This window comes from Janthinobacterium svalbardense (genome assembly GCF_002327145.1).
GTDB lineage: Bacteria > Pseudomonadota > Gammaproteobacteria > Burkholderiales > Burkholderiaceae_D > Janthinobacterium > Janthinobacterium tructae.
Genome location: NZ_CP023422.1, coordinates 3,848,839 through 3,872,879 on the forward strand (window position 1 = coordinate 3,848,839; position 24,041 = coordinate 3,872,879).

24 protein-coding genes are annotated in these 24,041 nt (G+C 63.0%); 7 read left to right on the forward strand and 17 right to left on the reverse strand.

Features of this window, described 5'->3' with window-relative positions; translation table 11 throughout:
* Positions 1-76: 76 nt before the first annotated feature.
* The 8 genes from CNX70_RS17105 to CNX70_RS17140 all read right to left on the reverse strand — a co-directional run bounded on the left by CNX70_RS17105 (position 77) and on the right by CNX70_RS17140 (position 10,654).
* Positions 77-1,489 (reverse strand): cytochrome c, encoded by a 1,413-nt coding sequence (locus CNX70_RS17105; protein ID WP_096235691.1) that lies wholly within the window; start codon positions 1,487-1,489, stop codon positions 77-79.
* Complete coding sequence (locus tag CNX70_RS17110) at positions 1,486-3,096, reverse strand: GMC family oxidoreductase (protein ID WP_096235692.1); 1,611 nt, start codon at positions 3,094-3,096, stop codon at positions 1,486-1,488. The genes CNX70_RS17105 and CNX70_RS17110 overlap by 4 nt, the downstream gene beginning before the upstream one ends.
* Before the next feature lie 9 nt (positions 3,097-3,105).
* A complete protein-coding gene (locus CNX70_RS17115) occupies positions 3,106-3,630 on the reverse strand; it encodes a sugar dehydrogenase complex small subunit (protein WP_244198837.1) in 525 nt (174 codons plus the stop codon).
* A gap of 28 nt (positions 3,631-3,658) precedes the next feature.
* Positions 3,659-4,825 carry a porin gene (locus CNX70_RS17120; RefSeq protein ID WP_341865520.1) on the reverse strand — a complete coding sequence of 389 codons (1,167 nt, stop codon included), beginning with the start codon at positions 4,823-4,825 and terminating at the stop codon, positions 3,659-3,661.
* 329 nt (positions 4,826-5,154) lie between these two features.
* Entirely contained in the window at positions 5,155-5,610 is a 456-nt protein-coding gene (gene hpaR / locus CNX70_RS17125) for a homoprotocatechuate degradation operon regulator HpaR (RefSeq protein ID WP_244198838.1), read from the reverse strand.
* Between the two features lie 86 nt (positions 5,611-5,696).
* Positions 5,697-6,644, reverse strand: a complete 948-nt coding sequence (locus tag CNX70_RS17130) for a DMT family transporter (RefSeq protein ID WP_096235696.1) — start codon at positions 6,642-6,644, stop codon at positions 5,697-5,699.
* A gap of 71 nt (positions 6,645-6,715) precedes the next feature.
* Positions 6,716-8,533: a DUF885 domain-containing protein gene (locus tag CNX70_RS17135; RefSeq protein WP_208624436.1), complete on the reverse strand. Its 1,818-nt coding sequence runs from the start codon at positions 8,531-8,533 to the stop codon at positions 6,716-6,718.
* Positions 8,534-8,647: 114 nt separating this feature from the next.
* On the reverse strand, positions 8,648-10,654 hold the full coding sequence (locus tag CNX70_RS17140) for a glycoside hydrolase family 3 protein (RefSeq protein WP_096235697.1): 2,007 nt from the start codon (positions 10,652-10,654) through the stop codon (positions 8,648-8,650).
* A 217-nt stretch (positions 10,655-10,871) separates the two neighbouring features.
* Here CNX70_RS17140 and CNX70_RS17145 point away from each other — a divergent pair, with 217 nt between their 5' ends.
* Positions 10,872-11,906: a helix-turn-helix transcriptional regulator gene (locus CNX70_RS17145; protein ID WP_096235698.1), complete on the forward strand. Its 1,035-nt coding sequence runs from the start codon at positions 10,872-10,874 to the stop codon at positions 11,904-11,906.
* Positions 11,907-11,913: 7 nt separating this feature from the next.
* On the opposite strand, the gene CNX70_RS17150 is transcribed toward CNX70_RS17145, so the two are convergent.
* The 6 genes from CNX70_RS17150 to CNX70_RS17175 all read right to left on the reverse strand — a co-directional run bounded on the left by CNX70_RS17150 (position 11,914) and on the right by CNX70_RS17175 (position 18,111).
* On the reverse strand, positions 11,914-13,026 hold the full coding sequence (locus CNX70_RS17150) for a porin (RefSeq protein ID WP_096235699.1): 1,113 nt from the start codon (positions 13,024-13,026) through the stop codon (positions 11,914-11,916).
* Positions 13,027-13,050: 24 nt separating this feature from the next.
* Positions 13,051-13,695: a maleylacetoacetate isomerase gene (gene maiA, locus CNX70_RS17155; RefSeq protein ID WP_096235700.1), complete on the reverse strand. Its 645-nt coding sequence runs from the start codon at positions 13,693-13,695 to the stop codon at positions 13,051-13,053.
* Complete coding sequence (locus CNX70_RS17160) at positions 13,692-15,053, reverse strand: MFS transporter (protein WP_096235701.1); 1,362 nt, start codon at positions 15,051-15,053, stop codon at positions 13,692-13,694. Before CNX70_RS17160 ends, maiA begins: the two co-directional genes overlap by 4 nt.
* 66 nt (positions 15,054-15,119) lie before the next feature.
* On the reverse strand, positions 15,120-15,827 hold the full coding sequence (locus CNX70_RS17165; protein WP_096235702.1) for a fumarylacetoacetate hydrolase family protein: 708 nt from the start codon (positions 15,825-15,827) through the stop codon (positions 15,120-15,122).
* 20 nt (positions 15,828-15,847) lie between these two features.
* A complete protein-coding gene (gtdA, locus tag CNX70_RS17170; RefSeq protein WP_096235703.1) occupies positions 15,848-16,900 on the reverse strand; it encodes a gentisate 1,2-dioxygenase in 1,053 nt (350 codons plus the stop codon).
* On the reverse strand, positions 16,897-18,111 hold the full coding sequence (locus CNX70_RS17175) for a 3-hydroxybenzoate 6-monooxygenase (RefSeq protein WP_096235704.1): 1,215 nt from the start codon (positions 18,109-18,111) through the stop codon (positions 16,897-16,899). The genes gtdA and CNX70_RS17175 overlap by 4 nt, the downstream gene beginning before the upstream one ends.
* Positions 18,112-18,260: 149 nt before the next feature.
* Here CNX70_RS17175 and CNX70_RS17180 point away from each other — a divergent pair, with 149 nt between their 5' ends.
* Both CNX70_RS17180 and CNX70_RS17185 read left to right on the forward strand, forming a co-directional pair.
* A complete protein-coding gene (locus CNX70_RS17180) occupies positions 18,261-19,181 on the forward strand; it encodes a LysR family transcriptional regulator (RefSeq protein ID WP_096235705.1) in 921 nt (306 codons plus the stop codon).
* A gap of 45 nt (positions 19,182-19,226) precedes the next feature.
* A complete protein-coding gene (locus CNX70_RS17185) occupies positions 19,227-19,682 on the forward strand; it encodes a GNAT family N-acetyltransferase (RefSeq protein WP_096235706.1) in 456 nt (151 codons plus the stop codon).
* Here CNX70_RS17185 and CNX70_RS17190 read toward each other — a convergent pair.
* Positions 19,670-20,074 (reverse strand): winged helix-turn-helix transcriptional regulator, encoded by a 405-nt coding sequence (locus tag CNX70_RS17190; RefSeq protein WP_096238517.1) that lies wholly within the window; start codon positions 20,072-20,074, stop codon positions 19,670-19,672. The genes CNX70_RS17185 and CNX70_RS17190 overlap by 13 nt on opposite strands.
* A gap of 162 nt (positions 20,075-20,236) precedes the next feature.
* Between CNX70_RS17190 and CNX70_RS17195 the strand changes: the two genes are divergently transcribed.
* The 4 genes from CNX70_RS17195 (at position 20,237) to CNX70_RS17210 (ending at position 22,593) form a co-directional block, all read left to right on the forward strand.
* Positions 20,237-20,809, forward strand: coding sequence for an FMN-dependent NADH-azoreductase (locus tag CNX70_RS17195; protein ID WP_096235707.1), 573 nt, complete (start codon positions 20,237-20,239; stop codon positions 20,807-20,809).
* Between the two features lie 121 nt (positions 20,810-20,930).
* A complete protein-coding gene (locus CNX70_RS17200) occupies positions 20,931-21,218 on the forward strand; it encodes a putative quinol monooxygenase (protein ID WP_096235708.1) in 288 nt (95 codons plus the stop codon).
* A gap of 77 nt (positions 21,219-21,295) precedes the next feature.
* On the forward strand, positions 21,296-21,862 hold the full coding sequence (locus CNX70_RS17205) for a hypothetical protein (protein WP_096238518.1): 567 nt from the start codon (positions 21,296-21,298) through the stop codon (positions 21,860-21,862).
* Positions 21,862-22,593, forward strand: coding sequence for a hypothetical protein (locus tag CNX70_RS17210; protein ID WP_096235709.1), 732 nt, complete (start codon positions 21,862-21,864; stop codon positions 22,591-22,593). Before CNX70_RS17205 ends, CNX70_RS17210 begins: the two co-directional genes overlap by 1 nt.
* Positions 22,594-22,744: 151 nt before the next feature.
* Here CNX70_RS17210 and CNX70_RS28250 read toward each other — a convergent pair whose 3' ends face one another.
* Complete coding sequence (locus CNX70_RS28250) at positions 22,745-23,041, reverse strand: hypothetical protein (RefSeq protein ID WP_157751082.1); 297 nt, start codon at positions 23,039-23,041, stop codon at positions 22,745-22,747.
* Between the two features lie 72 nt (positions 23,042-23,113).
* The gene (locus CNX70_RS17215; protein ID WP_096235710.1) at positions 23,114-23,683 is read right to left on the reverse strand and encodes a sigma-70 family RNA polymerase sigma factor; all 570 of its coding nucleotides are present in this window, start codon (positions 23,681-23,683) and stop codon (positions 23,114-23,116) included.
* Between the last annotated feature and the right edge of the window lie 358 nt (positions 23,684-24,041).

Sequence of the window (24,041 nt, forward strand, 5' to 3'; positions counted from 1 at the left end):
CAGTTGCAAACTCTTGCGTGAAAAAGGGGTCAGACCCTGTCGGGTCTGACCCCAGCCTTTGCTTCAGGGTTTATTTTCAAGCTGCTGATGTTTCCTTGCGCCGCCGTCCCCGCCACCACACCAGCAAGCCCAGCAGCACCAGCACGCCAACGATGATGCCCGCGCGTGCCAGGCCGATCAGGTTGGATGGCACGCCGCCGTTGCGCAAGGTCGTTACCTGCTCCGCCGTCACCTTGACGTCGGGATTGCCGTACATCTTCTGCACGTAATTACCGAGGGTGACGATCTGCTCGTCCGACAGGGTCTGGCGGAAGGCTGGCATCAAATGTCCCGCAGTATGATTACCCTTGCCGTCCTGCCGCTCCACCCCATCGAGGATCGCCATCACCAGATTGTTGCTGTTGCTGCGGCCCGTCACCGAGTTATGGAACAGCGGCGGCAAGCTGCCGTCGAAACTGCCCTCGCCCCTGGCTTGGTGGCAGCTGGCGCACTGCGCATCGTACAGCTGCGCACCCGACATCTTGTTCAGGTTTTGCGGCAGCGGCACGCCGCGGATGCTACTCAACTCGTCGCCCGCCTGGCCCCATTGCGTCACCGCTTTCGTATCCGCCTTGTCGCGGATGGCGGGCACGCTCTTGACGTAGTGCGCGATGGCGTTCAAATCCGCATCGCTCAGGTGCTTCAGGCTATGGTCGATGGCTTCGGCCATCGGTCCGGCCGCCTGCGCCTTGTTGGCCGCGCGGCCCGTGCGCAGGTAGCTGGCCAGCTCCTGCTGGCTCCAGCTGCCGATACCGCTGTTGACATCCGATGTGATGTTCGGCGCGTACCACGTGCCCAGGTCGGTCCCACCCAGCTCTTTCGACAGCTGCTCGGCCATCAGCGCATTGCGCGGCGTGTGGCACGTGGTGCAGTGGGCCAGACCTTGCGCCAGGTAGGCGCCGCGGTTCCACTCCATGCTTTTCGACGCATCGGCCACGAACGGTTTTTTATCGAGGAACAGCATATTCCAGAGCGCCATCGACATGCGGATGTTGAACGGGAACGGCAAGTCCGTCTTTTGCGCCGGCGCCGTATCGACCGCCGCCACGCCATGCATGAAGTAGGCGTACAGGGCGGCCGTGTCGTCATCCGTCACCTTGGCGTAGGCCGTGTAGGGCATGGCCGGATACAGATGCGCGCCGTCGGCCCGCACGCCGTGGCGCACGGCGTCGGAGAATTGCGCCAGCGTGTAGTTGCCGATGCCATGCGTTGTCGATGGCGTGATGTTGGTGGCAACGATGGCGCCCAGCGGCGTGGCCAGCGCCAGCCCGCCCGCCATCGGTTTGCCGCCAGGCACGCTATGGCAGGCGATGCAGTCGCCCGCTGTGGCCAGGTAGCGGCCACGCTCGATCGCCTGCACGTCGGCGCCAGGCGCTTGCTCCGCCAGCACCGGCAAGGCCACGAGGGACAGCAAGGCGGCGCTCGCCACCATTCGGAAGGCCGCCATCATGCTGTTCCTCCCTGTTGTTCGTCGAGGATATGCTTGACGCTGCGCAGCGCCACGGCCAGACCGTTTTCCGTCGAATTGCAGGTGCCGGACGTAGGCAGCACGCCGGTGCTGCACAGGAACAGGTTGGCATGGTCGAAGGTGCGGCCCCACTGGTCGCACACGGCCTTGGCCGGATCGGAACCCATCGACAAGGTGCCGCAAATGTGCTGGTTGTTGGCGAACACGCCTTCCTTGCTGTGGCGCAGATTGGTGCCGCCCATCAGCTTGGCGATGTGCTCGAAATCCTGCTTCGAACGCTCGTGACCGCGCTTGGTGTACTCGTCGATCGCATAATGCGCCTGCGGCTTGGGAATGCCCATGGCGTCCTTTTCGCTGCTGAGGGCGATGCGGTTTTCCGGGTTCGGCAGCACTTCCAGCACGTTTTTCAGGCTCATTTCGCGGGCCGAGCGGAAACGCAGCTGCTGTTCGAATTCGGCGCCAAAGACGCCCTTGCCGATCAATTCCCTGGTGGCGCCATCGACGCGCGAGATGTTCGTGAAGTCCAGGCGGTATGGCGAATGCTGGTTGCGGAAATCGCCGTCGCGCATGGTGTTGATGGAGTTGGGGCTTTGCGGGCCCCGGCCCAGCCACAGGTCTTCATCGGCGTCGAAGGTGATCGAGGTGCTCGGGTGGTCCATCAGGTTGCGGCCCACCATGTCGCTGCTGTTGGCCAGGCCGTTCGGGTATTTGTCCGAGGCGGAAACGAGCAGCAAACGGGGGCTTTCGATGCCGTTCGCCGCCAGAATGAAGGTCTTGGCCGTGACCCGGTGGCTTTTTTTATCCACGTCGTAGTACAGCGCCGCCGTGATGCGGCCCTGCGCGTCGTGTTCCAGCTTGTATACGTTGGCGTTGCAGACGATCTTCACGCCCGCGTCTTCCGCCTGCACTGCGGCGATGCCGCCGTGATATTGCGCGTCGATGGGGCAGATCGGCTGGCAGCTGTTGTTGCCGCAGCAGGCGGGGCGGCCATCGTAGCTGACGCTGTTGCGCGCCACCGTGTTGCCGACCACCTTGAACGACGGGTCGAGGCGCTCGCGGATGCGGCGCATGGCGTAAGGCTCCGTCACAGGGTCCATCGGGAAGGCCTGCTGGCGCGGCGAACCCGTGTTATCGGCCCCGGAAACGCCCATGATGTCTTCCGCTTCCTGGTAGAACGGCTCCAGGTCTGCGTAGCTGAGGGGCCAGTCGACGCCCACGCCATACAAGGTATGGATGCGGAAGTCGTTCGGCACGTTGCGCCACGCTTGCGCGGCCCAGTGCCACGAGGTGCCGCCGAACTGGCGGATGTATTCGGCCGGGTACGGATACGGGCCGGCCTGCACCAGGTGGCCGTTATCCTTCGGCTGGTAGATCGGGTGCGGTGCCGTGACCACCGACGGATATGGCGACATCCAGTCGCTGCGGCGCGTCGTGTTGCGGAAACGGGCGACGATTTCGCCGCGCGACACGCGCGGGCCCGCTTCCAGGATCAGCACCGAGGCACCGGCCAGCGCCAGCTTGCGCGCGGCCAGGGAGCCGATGATGCCGGAGCCGATGACGAGGTAATCGGCAGAGAGTTCTTCAGCCATGATGGCTCCTTAAATTGGTTTTCTGGCCCAGCTGCCGTAGGCGCCGTAGGAATACGTCGGGGGCTTTAGCACATCGGCCACGACGGCCGCGTTCAAGGCCTGCTCGTAGGCGACGCAGACGGCCGCCTCGCCCGTGCCGACGATGCCCAGGTACCAGGCGCTGGCGATCTGGCGCGGCAAGGCCGCCAGCGGCGCCTGGGCCGAGTCGAGCGCATCGAGCGCTTCCTGCAGGCCGGCCGCCTGCAAGCCCTGCGCATTGATCAGGTTCAGCAGCGCGCGCACCTTGGAGGGAAAGGCCGCGTCCTGCGCCACCAGCGCGTCATACAGGCGCTTGGCCAGCACGGGGTCGAGCACCGGGCGCCCCACCAGCATGGCCGACACGCCGAGGAAGGCGCCCTGCTCCGCATTGGCGACCGGTTCGGCCAGCGCCCAGGGAATCAGCGCCGCGGCCGAAGCCGACAGCAAGCCGGCCAGCACCATGCGGCGGCCAGGATTGAAAGGGCCGCGGCCCTCCTTATTGTGTGTAGCGTCCAATTGAAGCTCCCGTGAGTTCAGCAACCGTTCAGAAAGAATGCTTGAGACCGACCATCACCACTGTCTGGCCACCGTTCGACGACGGCGTGCCGTTTTGCGAATCGCCGACCGAGGCGACGGCATCGATGATGGCGCCGCCCTGGCCCAGGGTCTGGCCGCGCGCCAGCTGGCGCGCTTCGATCAGGTAGATCGCCGTGCGCTTCGACAGCGCGTAATTCTGCTCGAACGACAGCTGGCGGTAGCGCGCGCGATCCGACACGCCGTTGGCATGGCTGGCGAAAGTATCGCTGTAGCCGGCGGACAGGAACCACTGCGGCGTCAGCTGGTAGCTCGAGATCAGGCCGGCCGTGTTGAAGATGGCCGTGTCGCGGAAGGCCGAGCGGCTGCCAGCCTGGTATTGCACGTTGCTGGCATTGGCGCCCACCATCCACTTGCCCATGGTGTAGCGCGCGCTGGCGGCGATGAATGCTATGCTTTCGGCCGAGGCGTAGCCCTGGTTGATGGCCGAGATGCCGAAGCTGCCAGATGCGTTGTCGCTCCAGCCGGCGCCATTCTGTCCATTTTTCAGTTTCAGGTAGCCGAGCGCGAATTCGGCCGGCGAGGTGCTGTACTTGACGGCGGCGCTGAAGCTGCTGCCGACGGCATTGCCGTCGGCCGCTTCGCCCAAGCCGTATTGCGCGCTCGCCTGCAGGCCGCGCCAGGCGGGCATGCTGTAGGTGACGGAATTGCTGATGCGCACGGTCGTATCAAGGCCGTCGATATCGCCAGGGTGAGCTCCGGTGGCGCCCGTCAAGACGTTGCTCGATGCCAGGGAGCCCACCAGCAGGTAGTAAGGCGTGTACTGGCGGCCAGCCGTCAGGGTGCCGTAGGCGTTCGATTGCAGGCCCACGTAGGCCTGGCGGTTGAACAGGGAGCTGGCCGAACTCTGCGCGCCCGTATCGCTTTCAAAGCCGTTTTCCAGCAAGAACAGCGCCTTCAGGTCACCACCCAGGTCTTCCACGCCCTGGAAACCGATCTTGCTGGCGGACAAACTGCCACTGCGCATGTAAGTGTTCGACTTGCCGCCCTGGTTGCTCGCGTAGGCGGTAGCCGCATCGACCACGCCGTAAATGGTGACATTGCTTTGGGCGCAAACGTTTGCGCCGATGAGCGTGGAGACGGCCAGCGCCGCAGCGCGCATGCATGGTGTGTTCATTTTTTCCTGACTTTCCTGTTTTGTTGTACGCCCGGCAAGTATCGCCACCACGATGGCGGGTACTGGCTGTGACGCCGCGTTGCCGCCCCATCAACGATGGGGCATCCGCTGTTCTTCTTGATCTGGATCAAGTAGGGCAAATTATACGCTTATTTACTAACATGTAAGTGATTGACTGTAAGGCGTAGTCTTATAGCAAAACTGACAGATGCGCGGGCACAAGCCCGGCAGGATGCGGCAATGCGTGGAACCGGCATGGCAAAAGCAGCGGCGGCGCGTGTCGAAAAACACGCGCCCGATGAATGCTCAGGCAAGGAGAAGTTTGGAGGTCAGCGCAGGATGGCGGGCGCCACCGGCAGGGTTTCCAGGGCAATGAAGGCTTCCAGGGTGCGGCGCATGTCTTCGAACACTTGCTTGCCGTAAGCCGCTTCCAGATGTTCATATTGCAAGTCGATGAGTTTACCCATCTGCAGCAGCAAACTGGCACCCGCTTCCGACAGGTGCACCTTGCGGCGGCGCTGGTCGCCTTCGAACTTGCTGCGCCCGATCAAGCCGATTTCTTCCATGCGCGCCAGGATGCCGCTCATGCTGGGACTGGAAATCTGGCAGATATTACACAGCTCGCGCGGTTCCAGCGTGGGGCTTTCGTTCAGCGCGCGCATGATGCGCCACTGCTGCTCCGTCACGCCGAAGTGATTGAGGATGGGGCGGAAATGCTGGAGCAGGCTGTCGCGGGCCTTCAGCAGCAGCTGCGGCATGTTCGGATAACGGATCGGTAGCTGCAAGCGGAACTCCTAGTATGACCGGCAAATGAGCGTCATTATACGGCCGGCCCAGGGCAAACGGCGGGCTGGCAACGATGTATTTTTCGCTACGTCCGCCCTGCCCCGTCCTCCTGCGCATGCCGCTGCACGGACCACAGCACGCCCGCCGTCAGCAAGAGCATCGCCGCCCATTCCAGGGCGCGCGGCATGCGCTGCGCGTAGACGAAGCCGTACAGCAGCGCGAACAGGGTCTCCGACAAAATCAGCTGGCCCGACAAGGTGACCGGCACCAGGCGCGACGCCAGGTTCCACAGGTAGTTGCCGATCACGGAAGCGCCCAGCGCCAGCAACAGGCACACGAGCCAGAAGCGGGGCCAGTCGCGCGCAGGACCGCCATCGACGCCACCCGCCGGCTGCAGCGCCAGCATCACGGCGCCCACGACCAGCGCGATGACGCCGCTGGCCAGGCCATACAGCATGGACCATTCCACCGAACTGAAATGCACGTGGCGCTTGAGGAAACGGGCATTGTCGAGCGCATACCAGGTCCAGCAGGCGAGCGCGCCGATGGCGCACAGCACGCCGGCCAGCCTGTGCGCCAGGCTGGCGCCGCCTGCGCCGCCGGCATGGCTGAAAATATCGAGATTGATGCAGGCGATGCCCAGCGCTACCACCAGCAGCGGCAAGGCCAGTTGGCGCAGGGGTAGCGCGCCATGGTCCTTGCGGCCAAAAATCGTCACGCTCAGAGGCAGCAAGCCGATGATCAGCGAAGTGGCCGCCACGCCCGCCAGCTTGACGCCATACGCCAGCAGCAGGTAATACACGACATTGCCGGCCAGCGCCTGGCGCAGCATGGCCAGCCAGTCGCTACGCCGCAAGCGCCGCAGCAGGGGCAGGAGTCGCGGCAACATCAGGCCGGCCGCCAGCGCGCCATAGCAGACGTAGCGGCCCAGCATCAGCTCGACCGGAGAAAAGTCCGGTAGCAAGACGGGCACAATGAAAACGGCGCCCCAGAAGGCGCCGGCCAGCAACCCACATACGATCCCACGCCACATGCGGCCACTCTCGCGTCATCACTTGAAGGCGCCAGTATAGGGTATGCGGCGCAGCGCGGAGTGGCCCGTCGTCAACCCTTCGCCTTGCGTTGCTCGGGAATGAAGTGTTCGCGCACGGCCTTGGCCAACAGGTACGGCGGCAGCAAACCCTGGCCAAGCAGGAAGTTATTGAAGGCCAGGCGGTCGAATTTAGCGCCCAGCGCCAGCTCCGTTTCCGCGCGCAATTGCAGGATGCGCGTATAGCCATAAAAATAGCTGCCCGCCTGGCCCGGCATGTTGAAGGTATAGCGGTCCAATTCCTGGCGCGCCATCGCCTTCGACAGCATCACTTCGTCCGTCAGGATGCGCCCCGCCTCTTCGCGCGTGACCTGCCCCAGGTTCAGCATCGGGTCGAGCATGGCGCGCGCCGCGCGCAGCATACGGAACTGCAGCGCGATGAACTGGCCTTCGGCCGGCTCGTAGGGAATCATCTCCGCTTCCGCGTACAGCGCCCAGCCTTCCACGTTAACGCTGTTGAACGCGTACAGGCTGCGCGCCTGCGACACGCCCCGCTCCACCATGGCGCTGAACTGCAGTTCGTGGCCGGGACGGCCTTCGTGCGCGCTCAGGGTCCAGGCCGCGCCCGCAAAATTGAAATCGTCGTACGCTTCGCCCTTGCCGCTGGCGGCCGGATTGCTGACGGGGAGGACGAACTGGCCGTGTTCTCCCGTATTGCCGATCAGCGGAGGCGGACGCATATGCGGCGCCGGCTGCGCCGCCGATTCGGCGGCGGACGCCAGGCGCATCGTCATGGCGCGCGCAGGGATATCGACCACGCGCTGCCGGGCGATGCGTTCTTCGAGCTGCGTATTGACGCCCTTGTAGTGCGCTTCGAGCTGCTCGTTCGGGATGGCGTCCACTTTCAGGGCGCGCAACACCTGGCGGTAATCACTGCCATCGACACCCTTCATCGACATTTTCGCCGCCACCACGGGTGCCAGCGCCTGCATGGCGGCGCGCGTTTCCAGGTAGGCCACTTGCGCCCGTTCCACCAGCGCGCGCGGCTCGATGTCGATGCCCACCTGTTTCAGGCGGAAGGCATACAGCTCGGGCGCCATGCGGAAATCCGTACGCGACAAGGGCAGCACCACCTGCTTTTCCCACGCCGCGTACGCGTTCAGCTGCTGCTCCATGGCCGCCAGCGCAGGTTCGGCGCCAGTGATTTTCATGTCGGCGAACAGCTTGCGGATGCCGGCGACATACGTGGGCACGTTTTCCAGCGACTGCGCCACCTGCAGGCGCACGGGTCCCGCCAGGCCAGGCTTGCCGATTTTTTCCGTGAAGCGCGCCTTGGCCTGCTGCGTGATCGGCGTGCTGCCCGGGAACTGGCCCACGTAGCGCTGCAGGCGTTCCAGCGCCTTGGCGCGGCGCGCGGCCGGGCGCTGTTCCTGCAGCAGGCTTTGCATGCTGCCGAAGACCATTTGCGGCACATCGACCCACGGCAGGGTGTATTTGGCATCCAGCTGGGCGCCCATGATTTCCTGGTCGACGGCCTGCGTCAGGATTTGCAGATCCTGGCGGACGCGTTCGTCGCGTTCCAGTTCCAGCTTTTGCTGCAATTGCGCGCGCGCCTGCTGCATGGCCGCCACCTGGCGTTCGACAATATTGGATCCCAGGTCGGCGGCCAGGCCGTCGTACTGCGCCAGGCCCGTGTCGGAAGCGTTTTCGGGCGAGAACTGCGCCTGCGCCGCCAGCACGATGGCCGCGTTACGGTTGCTGGCTTCAACCCAGGCGGACGACGCGCTGGCGGCGGCCGGGACTGCGGGGCCTGCGGCCATGGCGGGCATGGCAAACGCGGTGGAGAGCAAGGCGGCAAGCACGGTCTGGTGCACTTTCGGAATGACGGACATCGTGGGGTTCCTTCCTGAGGTGAGCGATGAGCGAAGCGGCCAGTATCGGCGAGTGCCAGGGTGCTGTCAATCGGGCAGGAACAGGCCGCACCGGGCGGCCCGTCCCGCTCCCTATCAGTACCCCAGGCCGTAGCCGAACTTGTACAGCGGATGGGCCGTGTCATACGGCACGTCCGATTTCTGCACCTGCACTTCGGCCATCGACGATGGCAGCTCGAACGGCAGTTTGCCTTGCGGCTTGGCCTTGCCCGTCAGGACATCGAACAGCGCGCCATCGCTGACGCCAAAGTTGGCGAGGATGGCGCTGGCCTTGTCCTGCACGTTGCCGAGGATGGCCGGACGGTCCAGGTACACCGTCACCACCGTCTTCGGCGCATATTTCGCCGCGTTCTTGATCGCCTCGTAGTCGGCGTCGCCATCGACATAATTCAGGCGCCCTTCGTGCTGCATGCTGCCGAAGATGTAGTTCGGGTGCAGGGTTTCATACGGCGCGGCCACGCGCAGCAGGGCCACGTCGGCTTCCTGCGGCGTGGCCACCACCGTGTAGCCATACTGCTGCGCCACGGCCGCATCGATGCCATACAGGTAGACCTTCTTGACGCTGGCCGCCAGCGGCAAGACCTTGTCCTTGTTTTCCAGCAGGACCAGCGAGCGGCGCTGGGCCTCCAGGCCCGCCTCGATGAAGTCCGCCTTGCCCACGGTGGTGGCGGCCTTGGCCGCATCGACGAACGGATGCTCGAACAGGCCTTGCTTGAATTTCTGGATCAGGATGCGCCGCGCCGAGGCGTTGATGCGCGCTTCCGTCAGCTGGCCCCGCTGCACGGCTTGCGTCAGGTACGGCGCTTCCGTCACGCCGCCAAACTGGTCCATCCCCGCCGTGACGGCCTTCACGTAGCGCTCGGCCTTGGTGGCGTCTTCCATGCCCCACGGCGTGCCGAAGCCGATGAAGGAAGGCGCCACGCCCGGCGCCGTGCCGTTGCGGCAGTTGGCGTCGCAGTCGGAAGTGATGCCCCAGTCTGACAGGATCACGCCTTCAAAACCGTATTTGCCGCGTAGCAGATCCGTCAGCATGGTCTTGCTGAAACCGGCCGCCACTTGTTCCAGGGTGATGCCATCGATGGTGATATTGCCGTCCGGCAGAGCGTAGGTCGGCATGACGGAAGCCGCCTTGGCCGTGAACGCCCCTTCGAACGGCTTCACGTGATAGGCAAAATTATTGCCCGGGTAGGTCATGTAGCGGCCATAGTAGTTGTGGCCGTCGAAGCCTTCCTTGGTGGCGCCGTAGCCGACCCAGTGCTTGACGACGGCCACCACACTCCCATCATGCAAACCCGTATTGCCATCCTGGAAGCCCTCGATATAGTGCTGCACCATGCGCTTGGCCAGATCCGCATCTTCGCCAAAGGTGCCGTTGATGCGCGACCAACGCGGCTCTGTGGCCAGATCGGCCTGCGGTGACAGGGCTTGCGTGATGCCGACGGCCAGGTATTCCTGGCGCGCGATGTCGCCGAAGCGGCGCACCAGCGCATCGTCGCCGATGGCGGCCAGGCCCAGGGTTTCCGGCCACTGCGAGAAACCCTTGGTACCGGCGCTGGCGCCCACCGTGTATTGGAAATGGTGGCGCGGGTCCGTGCTGATCGACACGGGAATGCCATGGCGCGATGTTTCGCTCAGGGCCTGCACCTTGTTGTACTGAGACGCCATGTTGGCCGTGTCGCCCGCCATGCGGGTAATGAAGGTGTTGACGTATTGCTTGACGATCAGGTCTTGCAGGGCCGTCAAGTCATACGCGCCGCCCAGGCCGATGCCCGAAGGGTCGGACACGGTGGGCGCCGTGCCGTGCATCATCAGGCCCGCTTTTTCATCGAGGCTCATGCGCGACAACAAATCGTCGGCGCGCGCTTCGGCTGGCAGGCGCCAGTCTTCGTACGGGTCGATCTTGCCGTTGCGGTTCATATCCTTGAAGGTATAGCCGTCAACATTCAGCTGGCTAAAAGTGGTGGTGCCAAACACGGGCTGCGTGTACTGCTCGCTGTCGTTGTTGCCGCAGGCGGCCAGGGCAAGCGTGGCAACGCAGCCGGCGACCACGCGGGCCATCGGTTTCAAAGTGCAATTCATCATTATCTCCAAGACTGTTTTTGTAGGTATCAAGGCACAGCAGCAAGGCCGGCCGAAAACAATATAGCGTGAGAATGCGTGAGTTTCTTGACCGCGCAGCACGCGCTTTATACCCGCGAGAACAATTTTTGGTTAGACGGCACGACAACCAACAATCTCCTACAAAGTGCTAATATTTGTGAAAAATTACTACAACAAGCAGAATAAGCAGGAGACACCCTTGCACAAACCCGATACACGCACGGTTTCGAACCGCATCGCGCAGCAATGCGCGCGCGCCATGCAGGCCGATGGGCACGACCCCGCCGACTTTTTCCGCCACACGGGCATCACGCCGGCACAACTCACGGAACCTGGCGGGCGCATCAACGCCGAGCGGCACCGCCGCATGACGGCCTACGCGCAGCAATTGCCACAGCACCGCGGCCTGCTTGATCTCGACGTGACGCACTGGTTCGCGCATTACTCGGGCATCGCCCACGTCTGCTTCAACCGCCCCACCCTGCGCAGCGCGCTGCACGAGCTGCTGCACTTGCGGGGCCTGATCGGCGAATTTGACTTCATGCTGATGAGCGAAAATGGCACGCGCGTCGAGATCGAATACCTGTCCGAGTTCTGCCCGCTGGGGGGCGCCATGCAGGCGCTGGCCAATTTCCGCATGCTGTCGCTGGTCGCGCGCGCCTACGACGAAGGCACGGCCACCGCCTTCCACGCCAGCTTCCGGGGCAAGGCACCGTGGTTCGCGTCCGCCATTGCCGAGTGCTTCGGCGCCGCCGCCACCTTCGGCCAGGCGCGCAACACGCTGACGTTCGACGCGCCGGCGCTGGACCGGCCCTTTGCCCAGTTCAACGCCATGCTGGCGCCGCACGCGCTGCGGCACGCGCAGGGGCAATTGCAGCAGTTGCAGGGCGCGCAGCTGTTTTCGGCCCGCGTGGAGCAAGCCATCATCGATTTGCTGGGCCAGCAGGCCGACGTGGACGGCACCTCGCTGCTGCCAGCCCTGTGCGATGGCCTGGCGATGAACCGCTGGACCCTGCAGCGCCAGTTGCAGCAGGAGCAGACCTCGTTCCGCGCGCTGGAATTGCGCGCCAAGAGCCGCGAATCTCGCCGCCTGCTGCGCGAAACGAACCTGAGCGTGGCGGACATCAGCGAGCGCCTGGGGTTTTCCTCGCAAAGCGCGTTCACCCGCTTTTTCAAGACCCAGTTCGAGCTGCCGCCGGCGCGCTACCGGCAGGATATGCAAGGCAGCCCATAGGAATGCGTCAGAAAAAGTGGCGCACGCCCGCCATCACGCCATTCTGCGTGCGCCCCGCGCCCACGGTGCCGCCCGCGTCCAGCGCCACGGCCGCCGCGCCGCTGTTGTCCATGCGGCCGATGGCGCTGTAGATGGCCGTGCGTTTGGACAGGTGATACGTCAGGCGCACAGTGGCCAGGGTGGCATCGTTCGGACTGTCCTTGACGGCCAGCCTGGCGAGCTGTCCATCGAGGACCAGCGCGGGCGCCAGCCGATACGCGGCGCCGAAGTACAGCAGCTGCGAATCAACGGGCCCCGTGGCGGCGCGGATGCTGCGGTCGATGATGCCGCCGCCGATTTTCAGCTTATCAACCATGGCATAGGCGCTGGCGATCACGCGGCGGTCGAAGTTGCGGCTCGATGTGAGGCCGTTGGCCGCGCCCGCGTTGCCGTACATGATGTCGTACGACGCCGTGGCGCCGTAGCGGCCCGTGTCGTAACCGAGCAAGGCGGTGATCTGGCGGCAAGCCTTGGCATTGCCCGCCACTTCGCCCGCGCAGCCCGTGGCCGCCGGCCCACCCGCCGCCGAGGCATCGCGCCCCAGGCTATAGGTGGCGCCCACCGTCACATCGGAAAACGTGCCCAGGTAGCCGATGGCGTTGTCGCTGCGCGCATTCGGCAGGTACAGATCGAGGCTGCTGATGGAAAACAGGGCCGGGCCCATGATGTCGGACTTTTGCGTGGCCCAGAACGACATGTTCATCTGCCGTCCCAGCGTCAGAGTGCCATAGCGCCCCTTCAAGCCCACGTACGACTGGCGGCCGAACAGGCGCCCGCCCTGCCCCGCGATGCCCGTGTCGACGCCGAAGCCCGATTCCAGCGCGAAGATCGCCTGCAAGCCGCCGCCCAGATCTTCCACGCCCTTGAAACCTAAGCGCGATGGCAGTGAACCCGTCAAGGTGGGCATCTTGGTGACGCTGTCGCCGGCCGCATTGGCATTGCTTGTGTAAGCCACGGAGCTGTCGAGCACTCCGTACAGGGTGACGCCGCTTTGCGCGCAAGCGCCTGTGGTCACGCTGCAGGCGCACGCGCCCAGCAGCGCCAGCGCAGTCAGCTTGCGTGTGGCATTGATTTTTCTCATGCTTGTCTCCGTTTATTGTGGTTTTTATTCTGCGTCTGGCTGTGCATCCGGGTGCGCGTGCTGGAACGCCGGCAGCGCCTCGCAGTGCGCGACGATGCGCAGGATCGTGGGATACAAAGCCAGGTCGCACTGGAAGCGCCGCGCGTTGTACACCTGCGGCACCAGGCAGCAATCGGCCAGGGTCGGCGTGTCGCCATGGCAGAACATGCCCGTATGCGCGCCGCTCGCCAGCTGCGCTTCCAGCGCGGCCAGGCCCAGATGGGTCCAGTGCTGGTACCACGCGTTCTTCTGCTCCTGCGACAGGGCCAGGGGTCCCGTCAGGTAATTCAGGACGCGCAGGTTGTTCAGCGGGTGGATGTCGCAGGCGCAGACCATGGCCAGCTGGCGCACGCGGGCGCGGCCCAGGGCATCGGCCGGCAGCAGTTTTTGCCCCGCCTGCGTCTCGTCCAGGTACTCGATGATGGCCAAGGATTGCGTCAGCACGGCGCCGCCGTCCTCCAGCACGGGCAGCAGGTGCTGCGGGTTCAGGCTGGAAAACGTGGGCGTGAACTGCTCGCCACCATTGCGGCTCAGGTGCACATAGGCCGTGTCGGCGTGCAGCTGCTTCAGGTTCAGCGCGATGCGCACGCGGTAGGATGCGGAGCTGCGGTAATAGCCATGCAGTTTCATACGGTGCTCTCTTTCAGGGTAGCGGGAACGGCGCTGACGCCAGTCCGGGTGCGCATCAAACGCCCCATGGCCAGCAAGGCCAGGGACGCCAGCACGGCCGGAATGGCCAGCAAAAAGAAGATGGTTTCGTTATCGAGTTTCAGGGTCAGCATCAGGCCGCCGGCCATGGAACCGAGCACGGAACCGCTGCGGCCCACGGCGGCCGCCCAGCTGACGCCCGTGGCGCGGCTCGACGTGGGGTAAAAGGCGGCGGCCAGCGCATTGGCGCCCACTTGCGAGCCGCTCACGCCGAAGCCCACGCCAAACACGGCCAGCACCAGCAGGGCCAGGCTGCTGCCCGACAGGGCCACGACGACGATGCAGCCGGCCGCCGCAAGGTAGGCGATGCTGAGCACTTTGTGCGGACTGTAGCGGTCCATCCAGCGCCCCAGCATGATGGCGCCGACCGTGCCACCCACCTGGAACATCATCGTCACCAGCGAGGCGTTCGACAGGGACAGGCCATTACCATTCAACAGGGTCGGCATCCAGCTCGACAGCAGATAGATGATCAAGAGGCTCATGAAAAACGTGGACCACAGCAGCAAGGTGCCGCCAATCACGCCGGGACGGAACAATTCGGCCATGGGCGAGCCGGCGAGTTTTTTGTCGCTGACGACGAGGCGCGGCAAGGCGGCCAGGGTGGGCGCGATGCGGCGCACGATGTTCAGCACCTGGCTGGCGTCGCGGCCTTTCAGCACCAGCCAGCGCAGCGATTCGGGCAGCGCCAGTAGCAGCACGGGCACCAGCAGCAGCGGCAAGGCACCACCCAGCATCAGCACGCCGCGCCAGCCGATCAGGTGCAGCAGCTGCGCCGAGGCCAGGCCGCCCAGCGCGGAACCGATGGTAAAGCCGCAGAACATCATGGTCACCAGGCCGGAACGGCGCTGCTGCGGGCAGTATTCGGACGTCATGGTCACGGAAGTGGGCATGGCGCCGCCCAGGCCCAGCCCCGTCAAAAAGCGCAGCACCAGCAGCATCGTCAGATCCGTCGACCAGGCCGACAGCAGGCTGGCCGCGCCGAAGAAGGCCACGGAGACGATCAGCACGGGACGGCGGCCGTAGCGGTCCGCCAGGGGGCCGAACAGGAACGAGCCGGCCATCAGGCCAAACAGCCCGGCGCCGAACAGGGGCGCCAGCGCGGCGGGCGTCAAGCCCCATTCGGCGCGGATGGCGGGCGCGATGAAGCCGATCGAGGCCGTGTCGAAGCCGTCGATGGCGACGATCAAAAAGCATAGCCAGAGGATCAGCTTCTGGTAGCGGGAAAACGGGTGGCTGTCGAGGAAGTGCTGGACGTCGGTGCCGGCGTGGGTAGTCATTGTCTTGTCTCCATTGTTATGGTTCGCTTGGGCTGCGCGATCTGTGCCGCGCTGGCCCGATGGTGTTTACTGCACCGCGACGGTGATCGGTGTCAGCCCGGCGATGCGCGCCTCCATGGTTTGTCCGCGGGTGACGGCGCCCACGCCTTCGGGCGTGCCCGTCATGATGATGTCGCCCGGCTGCAGCTCGAACAGCGTGGACAGATTGGCGATGACTTCATTGACGGACCAGATCAAATGCGTCAGGTCGCTCGTCTGCACGATTTTTCCATCGACTTCCAGCACGATGGCACCCGTGCTGATCTCGCCGGACACCCCGATGGGCGTGAGCGCGCCGATGGGGGCCGAATAGTCGAAAGCCTTGCCGATCTCCCACGGGCGGCCCTGTTCGCGCATGCGCATCTGCAGGTCGCGCCGCGTCATGTCCAGGCCCACGCCGTAGCCGAAGATGTGCGACGCCGCGTCCTCCAGGGCGATGTCCTTGCCGCCCTTGCCGATGGCGACCACCAGTTCGATCTCGTGGTGGTAGTTCGACGTCTGCGCCGGATACGGCACGGTGGCCGTCACGCCGGGCGACACGGGCACGACGGATTGCTCGTCATTCGGCTTGCAAAAGAAGAATGGCGGTTCGCGGTCGGGGTCAAACCCCATTTCACGCGCATGGGCGGCGTAATTGCGGCCCACGCAGTAGATGCGGCGCACGGGAAACTGGCTGTCGCTGCCAAGTATGGGCAGGCCGGCGATGGCTTGGGGGGCGAAGATGAAGTTGGTCATGGTTAAATCCTGTGAAAAAATCAATCGGTCAAAAACTGCTCGCGCAGCACGCCCATCGCTTGCTGCACGGGGCGGTCGGAAAAACTGAACAGCACGACGTCGTCCTGCGGGCAGTCGAAGGAGACCACGGCCCACGACGGCACGACGAAGGTGTCGCGCGGGGCGAAGTCGAATACCTGCTCGCCTATCGTCACCTTGCCGTGGCCTTCGACGACGCTGTAGACGCTGCCGTCGGTGCTGCGCGCGCGCTTGCCGGCAAACCCTTTGGGCAGCAGCTGCATGAAGGTGGCCATGGTGGGCATGGGAGAGCCGCCCGTCAGCGGGTTCGTGTAGCGCAGCTTGTAGCCGTGCCAGTCGTCGATGGCGTCCGTGCGCGACAACAGCTCCAGCGCTTCGCGCGAACGCGCATACGGGTAGTTGAAGATGGGCGAGGTCGCGCTCTGGTACAGCGACTTGACGGGCGCCATGTTGTAGCCGTAGCGGGCGAAGCTCTGGCCTTCCGGACGGCTGACCGTCTGGCTGTCCTGCGTGTCGTTTTCCGCGAAGCCGGAATCGAAATAGCGCAGCATGGGAATGTCGAGGCCATCGAGCCAGACGACCGGCTCGCAGACGCCGTCCACGCCCAGGTTGCCATGGTCATGCCAGGTCCACGACGGCGTGATGATGAAGTCACCGGGGTGCATGGTGGTGCGCTCGCCCGCCACCGTCGTATAGGCGCCCTGTCCGCTCACGACAAAGCGCAGCGCCGACTGGCTGTGGCGGTGCGAGGGCGCCACTTCGCCGGGCAAGATCAGCTGCAGCCCAGCGTACAGCGATTGCGTAATCGATGAACGGCCCGGCAAGGCCGGGTTTTCCAGCACCAGGACTCTGCGCACGGCTTCGTGCGCCGTAATGACCTCGCCGGCGCGCGCCAGCTGCGGCGCGATGTCCGCATAGCGCCACAGGGCGGGCGCATACGGCGCCGTCGGATGGGGCGGCACCAGGGTGTGCAAGGATTGCCACAGCGGCGACAGATGCATGCCGCTCAAGGCTGCATATAAAGCCTCGCGTTCGGGCGTTTGATGGGAAGTCATGCTGCGTCCTTCTCGGTGGTGGCCAGGCAGGTGTGCGCCGTCCAGCCATACAGCCAGGCCAGCGCTTCATAGAATTGCGCGGGCGTGCGGCCGCGCCACAAGTCGTTGCGCACCAGGCGTTCGACGCCTTTGGCGTGGTACAGGCGACCCATTTCGCGCGCCGACAGCACCACGCGGGCCGTGCGGGCGATGCGCGAGCGTTGATACAGCTGGAAGGCGGCGGCCATGTCGAAGTCGCAGGCGCGCACGGCTTCGCCCAGGGTGACGGCATCTTCCAGCGCCATGCAGGCGCCCTGCGCCAGGTATTGCAGCATCGGGTGGGCCGCGTCGCCCAGCAAAGTCATGCGCTTCGTGCTCCAGTTGGCGACGGGGTCGCGGTCGGCCGTGCTCCAGCGTTTCCAACTGGTCGGCTTGTGCAGCAGCTGGCGCGGCTGCGCATGCACGCCGTCGAAGTAGGACAGCACTTCTTCCTTGCTGCCGTCCGTGACGCTCCACGCTTCCTGCTCGCGGCTGTGGAAAGTCACCACCAGGTTGTATTGCTCGCCATTGCGCAGCGGGTAATGCACGAGGTGGCAGTTCGGGCCGGCCCAGACGACGGGCGCGTTCCAGCGCAAGTCGGCCGGCATGTCGGCGGCCGGCACCACGGCGCGGTACACCACGTGGCCGGAAACGCGCACCGCATCGCCCACGATGCGCTCGCGGATGACGGATTTGACGCCATCGCAGCCGATCAGCACATCGGCGCGGAAGCTGCGCCCTGCCGCGTCCGTGACGCTGACGCCCGCGTCGTCTTCCGCCACATCCGTCACCTGCGACGAGGTCACAAAGGTAATCAGCGGCGAAGTGCGCACGGCGTCGAGGATGGCGCCGTGGATGTCGGCGCGGTGGATGACGGCGTAGGGATTGCTGAAGCGCTGGCGGAAGGCAGCATCGACGACGAAAGTGCCTACCTCGGTCGCGTCGACGGCGTCCATCATCACCAGGCGTTCCGTGAACACGGCCTTGGCACGCGTGCGTTCGCCCACGCCCAAGGCATCGAGCGCGGCGAAGGCATTGGGCGCCAGCTGGATGCCGGCGCCGATCTCGCCCAGCGTCGATGCCTGTTCCAGCACGGTGACGGCCAGCCCCAGGCGCGACAGGGACAGGGCGGCGGCCATGCCGCCGATGCCGCCGCCGACGATCAGCACGGACGGCTTGTGGGTATGTTCCATTTCTTTCCTCCAATTGATCTGTGTGCTTGCGCGATGCACGTTTGCCGTGCTCTTGGTATGGCAAGCAGTGTGCCGACAGGTCAATATTTGGTAAAGCGATGGAATACAATAACAACAATCACGTTTTTAAATAATGGTGGAATCCTCTTATGTCGCGCTTCGATATCGAATTGCTGTTCATCTTTGACGAGATCTATAAAAGCCGCAATGTGACGCGCGCGGCGGAAAACCTGGGCTTGCCGCAATCGACGGTCAGCATCGGCCTGGGGAAATTACGCACGCATTTCGGCGACCGCCTGTTCGCGCGCACCTCGAAAGGCATGGAGCCGACGCCGCGCGCGCAAAACGCGGTGCAGGACGTGCGCGCCGCGATTGCCGCCTGGCAGCATGCGCTGGCTGACCAGCCCGTGTTCGACCCGGCCGCCAGCACGCGCGAATTTGCCATCTGCATGACGGACATCAGTGAAATCGTGCTGCTGCCCACCTTGCTCAACCACCTGCAGCAGATCGGCCCCCGCATCACGCTGGACGTGTCGAAGATCGCCACCGACACGCCGGCGCGCCTGGAAGGAGGCGAAGTGGACTTGGCCGTGGGCTTCATGCCGCACCTGGAATCGGGGTTTTATCAGCAGAAACTGTTCGACCAGCATTTTGTCTGCCTGGTAGCCAGTAGCCACCCGCGCATCCGCGACACGATTACGGTGGCAGAGTTCCTGGCGGAGGGGCATATTGAGGTGAAAAGCTCGGGCACCGGGCATTCCATCGTGGAAAAGGTGCTGGCGGCGGCCGGCGTGCAGCGGCGCATCGTGCTGAAACTGCCCAGCTTCCTCGGCGTATCGCGCATCGTCGCCGAAACCGAGTACATCGTCACGGTACCGTACCGCTACGCGCTGCAAATGCGCGACCACGAAGCGTTCCGCATCCTGCCCCTGCCTGTGGCGCTGCCCAGCTTCTCAGTCAAGCAGCACTGGCACGAGCGCTACCATGAAGATGCGTCGAACCGCTGGCTGCGCCAGACCATGGCGCAGCTGTTTGGGGCGGGCGACAGCAAAACATTGCCAATTGGGTAATTTTTCCGCATACTGGCAGGCCCAGCTTTTTCATTGCCTTCAATTATGTCCATCAGCCTGCGTGCCGTCACCGTCGACAATTTTGACCTCATCAGCGAATTGCCCCTGCTGCCCCAGCAGCGCGACTACCTGGCCAGCAACGACTATTCCATGGCGCAAGCGAGTTTCCATCCCGCCACCATGCATACGCGCGCCGTGTATGACGACGAGGAAGTGATCGGTTTCCTGATGTTCGTCTCGCCCGACGACGAAGATCCACCCGGCTACTACCAGATCTGGCGCTTCATGATCGATCACCGGCGCCAGGGGCAAGGCCATGGCCGCGCCGCCCTCGCTCTGGCGCTGGCGGAAATCCGCGCCCGCCCGGACGCGCGCAGCATCGAAATTTGCTACAAGCCCGATAATGCCAACGCGAAACAGTTCTATGCCAGCATGGGTTTCGTGGAAAAAGGCTTGGATGCGGATGGCAATGACATGCTGGCCGTCATTCAGCTGGCCTGACTGTCCGGCGCTGCGCCCGCATCGGCCCTGGCATCGAACGCCAGCCGCGCCGCATCGATGGCGTCGCGGTGGCCGTAGGCCCAGGCGCCCAGCGCGCTGATGGGAATCAATAACGAGCGGCCCAGGTCCGTCAGCGCGTAATCGACGCGTGGCGGCACGGTGGGAAACACCGTGCGCGTGACGAGACCGTCGCGCTCCAGACCGCGCAAGGTCAGGGTCAGCATGCGCTGCGAGATGCCGCCGATCAGGCGGCGCATCTCGTTGAAGCGCTTGGTGCCATTGCCCAGCAACATCACCACCATCACGCTCCATTTGTCGCCCACGCGCGTGAGGATATCCGTGATCGGCCGGCACGCGTCGGCCACGCCCGCGTGGCCGCCGTGGTCGCGCATGCGCCGTTCCAGCTCGGCGCCGCGCGCGGCCACCTCGCCAATAGTCACATCCGTGTGCCCCAGTGTGGAAAAAGTGCCTTCTTGTGCGTTCATTTGATAGTCACTATATTTACCTCGGTTACAAAAACATACCACCCGATCATACCATCCAAGAAGGCTCACATGAACATCCTGCATATCGATTCCAGCATCCTCGGCGAGCATTCCATCAGCCGCCAGTTGTCCGCCGCCATCGTCGCCCGTCTGCAAGCGGCCGCGCCCGGCGCCACCGTCCACTACCGCGACCTGGCAGCCCAGCCCTTGCCGCAATTTACAGCCGCCCCCAGCGCCACCGAGGGCGAAGCACTATCCGCCGCGCTGGAGCAAGTGCTGGCTGCCGACGTCATCGTCATCGGCGCGCCCATGTACAACTTCGCCATCCCCAGCCAGCTCAAATCCTGGCTCGACGCGCTGGCCGTGCCCGGCAAGACGTTTCAGTACGGCGCCAATGGCCCCGAAGGCTTGCTGGGCAGCAAACGCGTGATCATCGCCTCGACGCGTGGCGGCTATTACGGCGCCGACACGCCGATGGCCGCCCTGGAACACCAGGAAAGCCATCTGCGCGCCTTCCTTGGTTTCCTCGGCATCACGCAGCTCGAGATCGTGCGCGCCGAAGGTGTCAAGGTCAGCGACGCCGCCAGGGCGCAGGCATTAGCGGGCGCCTTTGAGCAGATCGGCGCGCTGCAGGCGGCGTAGGTTCAGCTTGATTATCTGGCTGCGGCGGAAACTGTTTCGGCGCAGCCAGGCTGGGCATGGCGGGCAAGAATGGGCAAACTACGCTAAGCTGCACCCGCCCCACCACTCTACAAGGACCACCATGACCCTGATCGTCGTCGCCACCATCGATGCCCAAACTGACCATATCGACGCCGTGCGCGCCGCCCTGGAAGCCGTCGTACCACCCAGCCGCGCGGAAAGCGCCTGCCTGCGCTACGAATTACACCTCGACAACAAGATTCCCACGCGTTTCATCATGCTGGAAGAATGGACCGACCAAGACGCGCTGACGGCGCATTACGCGACGCCCCACTTCAAGGCGCTGGTAGCCGCCGTGGGCGACAAGACCGTGAAGATCGACGTGGCCGAGTTGAGCAAGCTGAAGTAACCGCACGGCAGCGTTCAATCGCGCGTTCCCCAAAGAAAGTTGCCACTTATAATATGGCAACTTTTTTTATGGCCATCATGACACCATTCTCCCGCATACACGGCGCCCTTGCGGCCGCCGCCTTCACCGTTTGCACCGGCGCCGCCGCGCAAGCGCCCATGCCCAAGCTCGTGGGCGAATACAACCTGCTTTCGTCGACGACCGTGCCGCCCAGCAACTGGGGCTATTCCAAGGCCCGTGTTTCAATCAAGCAGCTCGATGACCATCACCTGCTGATCCTGCTCGCCTGCGAGTGGAAACGCGAGCCGAAGGCCGTCTGCGGCGACTATTTCTATGCCCAGTGGCGCGACGATGGCCTGTATCTGCAGGATATGAACACGTTTGCCATGCGCCTGTACTTCGATCCCGCCACACGCAAGCTCACCATCATTTCGCGCGGCGCTGACGCCAGGCAGAGCGTGCGCCACGAAGTGTTCGGCACGACGACCGCGCCGCTGGTCGACACCGCCCTGGTGCGACGCATGAAGCGCGAGCAATCGAATGCCGACAGCAAGGAAAACCGGCGCGTGTTCGGGCCCTACACCAAGTGGGACTACCAGCAAAACCGCATCGAATTCCAGCGCCAGGACTTGACGGCACCGTGATGGCGCGCCTGATCCAGCCCATGCGGCGCCAGCTGCTGCGCCTCGCCGGTGCCCTGCTGTGCTCGCCCGTGCTCGCGCGCGCGGCCGATGACGGCCTGCCCGTCGCCGTGCGCCAGCGCATCCTGGCCACGCTCGACGCACCGCTGCCCAAGGTGCTCAATGTGCAGCATCTGGCCCTGATACGGCGCTTCAACATCGGCTGGTCGCCCGTGGAAAGCGGCGCGCCCATGCTCAATCCGGCCTACCCGCTGGGCAAAGGCGACACCCTGGCGCTGGCCATGCAAGCCATCGCCAGCAAGGATGCGGCGCTGGCCGCCCAGCGCCTGATGGAAGCGTCGCTGCTGCTGCCCCACTTCGTGCAGATGGCCGACCTGAAACCGGGCAGCTATGCCAACGGCAAGACGCCGTTTACCTTGACCGCCCGGCATCTGGCGCTGCTGCGGCAACAGTCGTGGATGACGCTGGAAATGCTGGGCATGGGCGCGGAAGACTACCTGGCCGAAGGGTACTGGCCCACCCCGTCCGTCGACGGCAAGCGCCCGTATGGCGACTTCACAAATTACCCGGTGGAAATGGCGCAAGCGCTGGGCCTGCCCGTGCGCCAGCAAGCGGACGGCAGCCTGGCCATCACGCCCGCGCTGAGAACGGAACTGAAAGCGCTGCACCAGCAGACCATGCCGGCGCTGCAAGTGTTCGTGCGGGAAGCGGGCTTGCGGCGCAATACGGTCTGAAGCGTAGCCGGCTTCCTGTCGAGTACGTACGGCACTCCCCGACCAAATACTATTCCAACGGATGAGCAGCTCCCATCGCCGTCCGACGCGGTACCGAAGCGTGACAATTGCCCTCGGATTTCGGCGCATAGCAGCTTGTTTTCAAGCCGACTCAATCTGATTTCGCCCTTGTCGCGGTCTGCTTGGACTGGAAGCGATTGGCAGGCCCATCCTCGAATCCAATCATTTTTGGTGGCGATGGGTCTTTTCTGCGAGCATATATCAATACACGCAATGCGACAGATAGCGGCACACCATTTGTTCGCAAGTATTTTGCTGCAATGGCGGTACCAAGCATTTCCTGGAAAATAATCGCAACATCTATTTTTTGTGCGGTCAATGCATCGATTCGTCTTCGACGATCAAGCTCCTCTTGCGCCAGGCCGCTGATGTAATTTTTATTTATCATGTAAATTTATGTTAAGTAGCGACAAATAATCGCAGCTTGCGCTTGGGGTACCGCAATTATGCGAGGCTACATTCAATCATCCTTTTCCAGCCTCTTGCGTATCTCTGCCCTGACCCTGTGAATACGGCTTCGCACTGTTCCCATAGGACATCCCATCTTTATTGCAATCTCATCGTAGCTCATACCATCAATCTCACGTAGCAATAATGCCTTTTTCAAGAGAGGCGGCAAGTTGGCGATCAATCGAACAATTTCCAGCCCAGTTTCCATTGCAGTACATATTTCCTCTGGACTATTTTCATTAGAAATATTTAATGCATCAACAACATCATTCACGCCGTCGAATGAGCATAATGTGCTTGATTCAATTTTTAATTCATTACGATAATAGTTTTCGATACTATTCATGGCTATTGAATACAACCATGCATATAACGTCGAGTAGCTACGACATTTTTTAAACCATTGAAATGCATTGAGAAAGATAATCTGAACCATATCATCGATATCTTGCTTATGATGAACATGAAGACTTACCAAACCTCTCATATGAACACTATATTTGACATAGAGCGTATGAAATGCCGAGGGGTCACCGACATAAATGCCTTCCCTCATGAAATTTTCATTTTTTTCAAGCATGAATCGGTCATTCGACACCAAGGATGAGCTTGTATCCTAGCAGTAAGAATTTATCCTAAAAACAATACACCAAGAATCTTGATTTATATCAAAGTTAAAAACATAACAGAGTGTCATCGAAAAATTAATTAAATCAATACTTTCCGACGAAAATAATTAAAATCGGAAATTATTTTTTCTGATTTCAACAATACATATGCATAAAGAAATTTTAATTTATTTTTCATAAATAATATTTCATTTTGGAAATTTTTTCAGTCAGGAATTTATTGATGTGCTCGTTTTCGTGTGCGGCGAAAAATTTTTATATAGTAATATTTAAAAAACTTACGCACCTGAATGAGCATTTTGGATGATT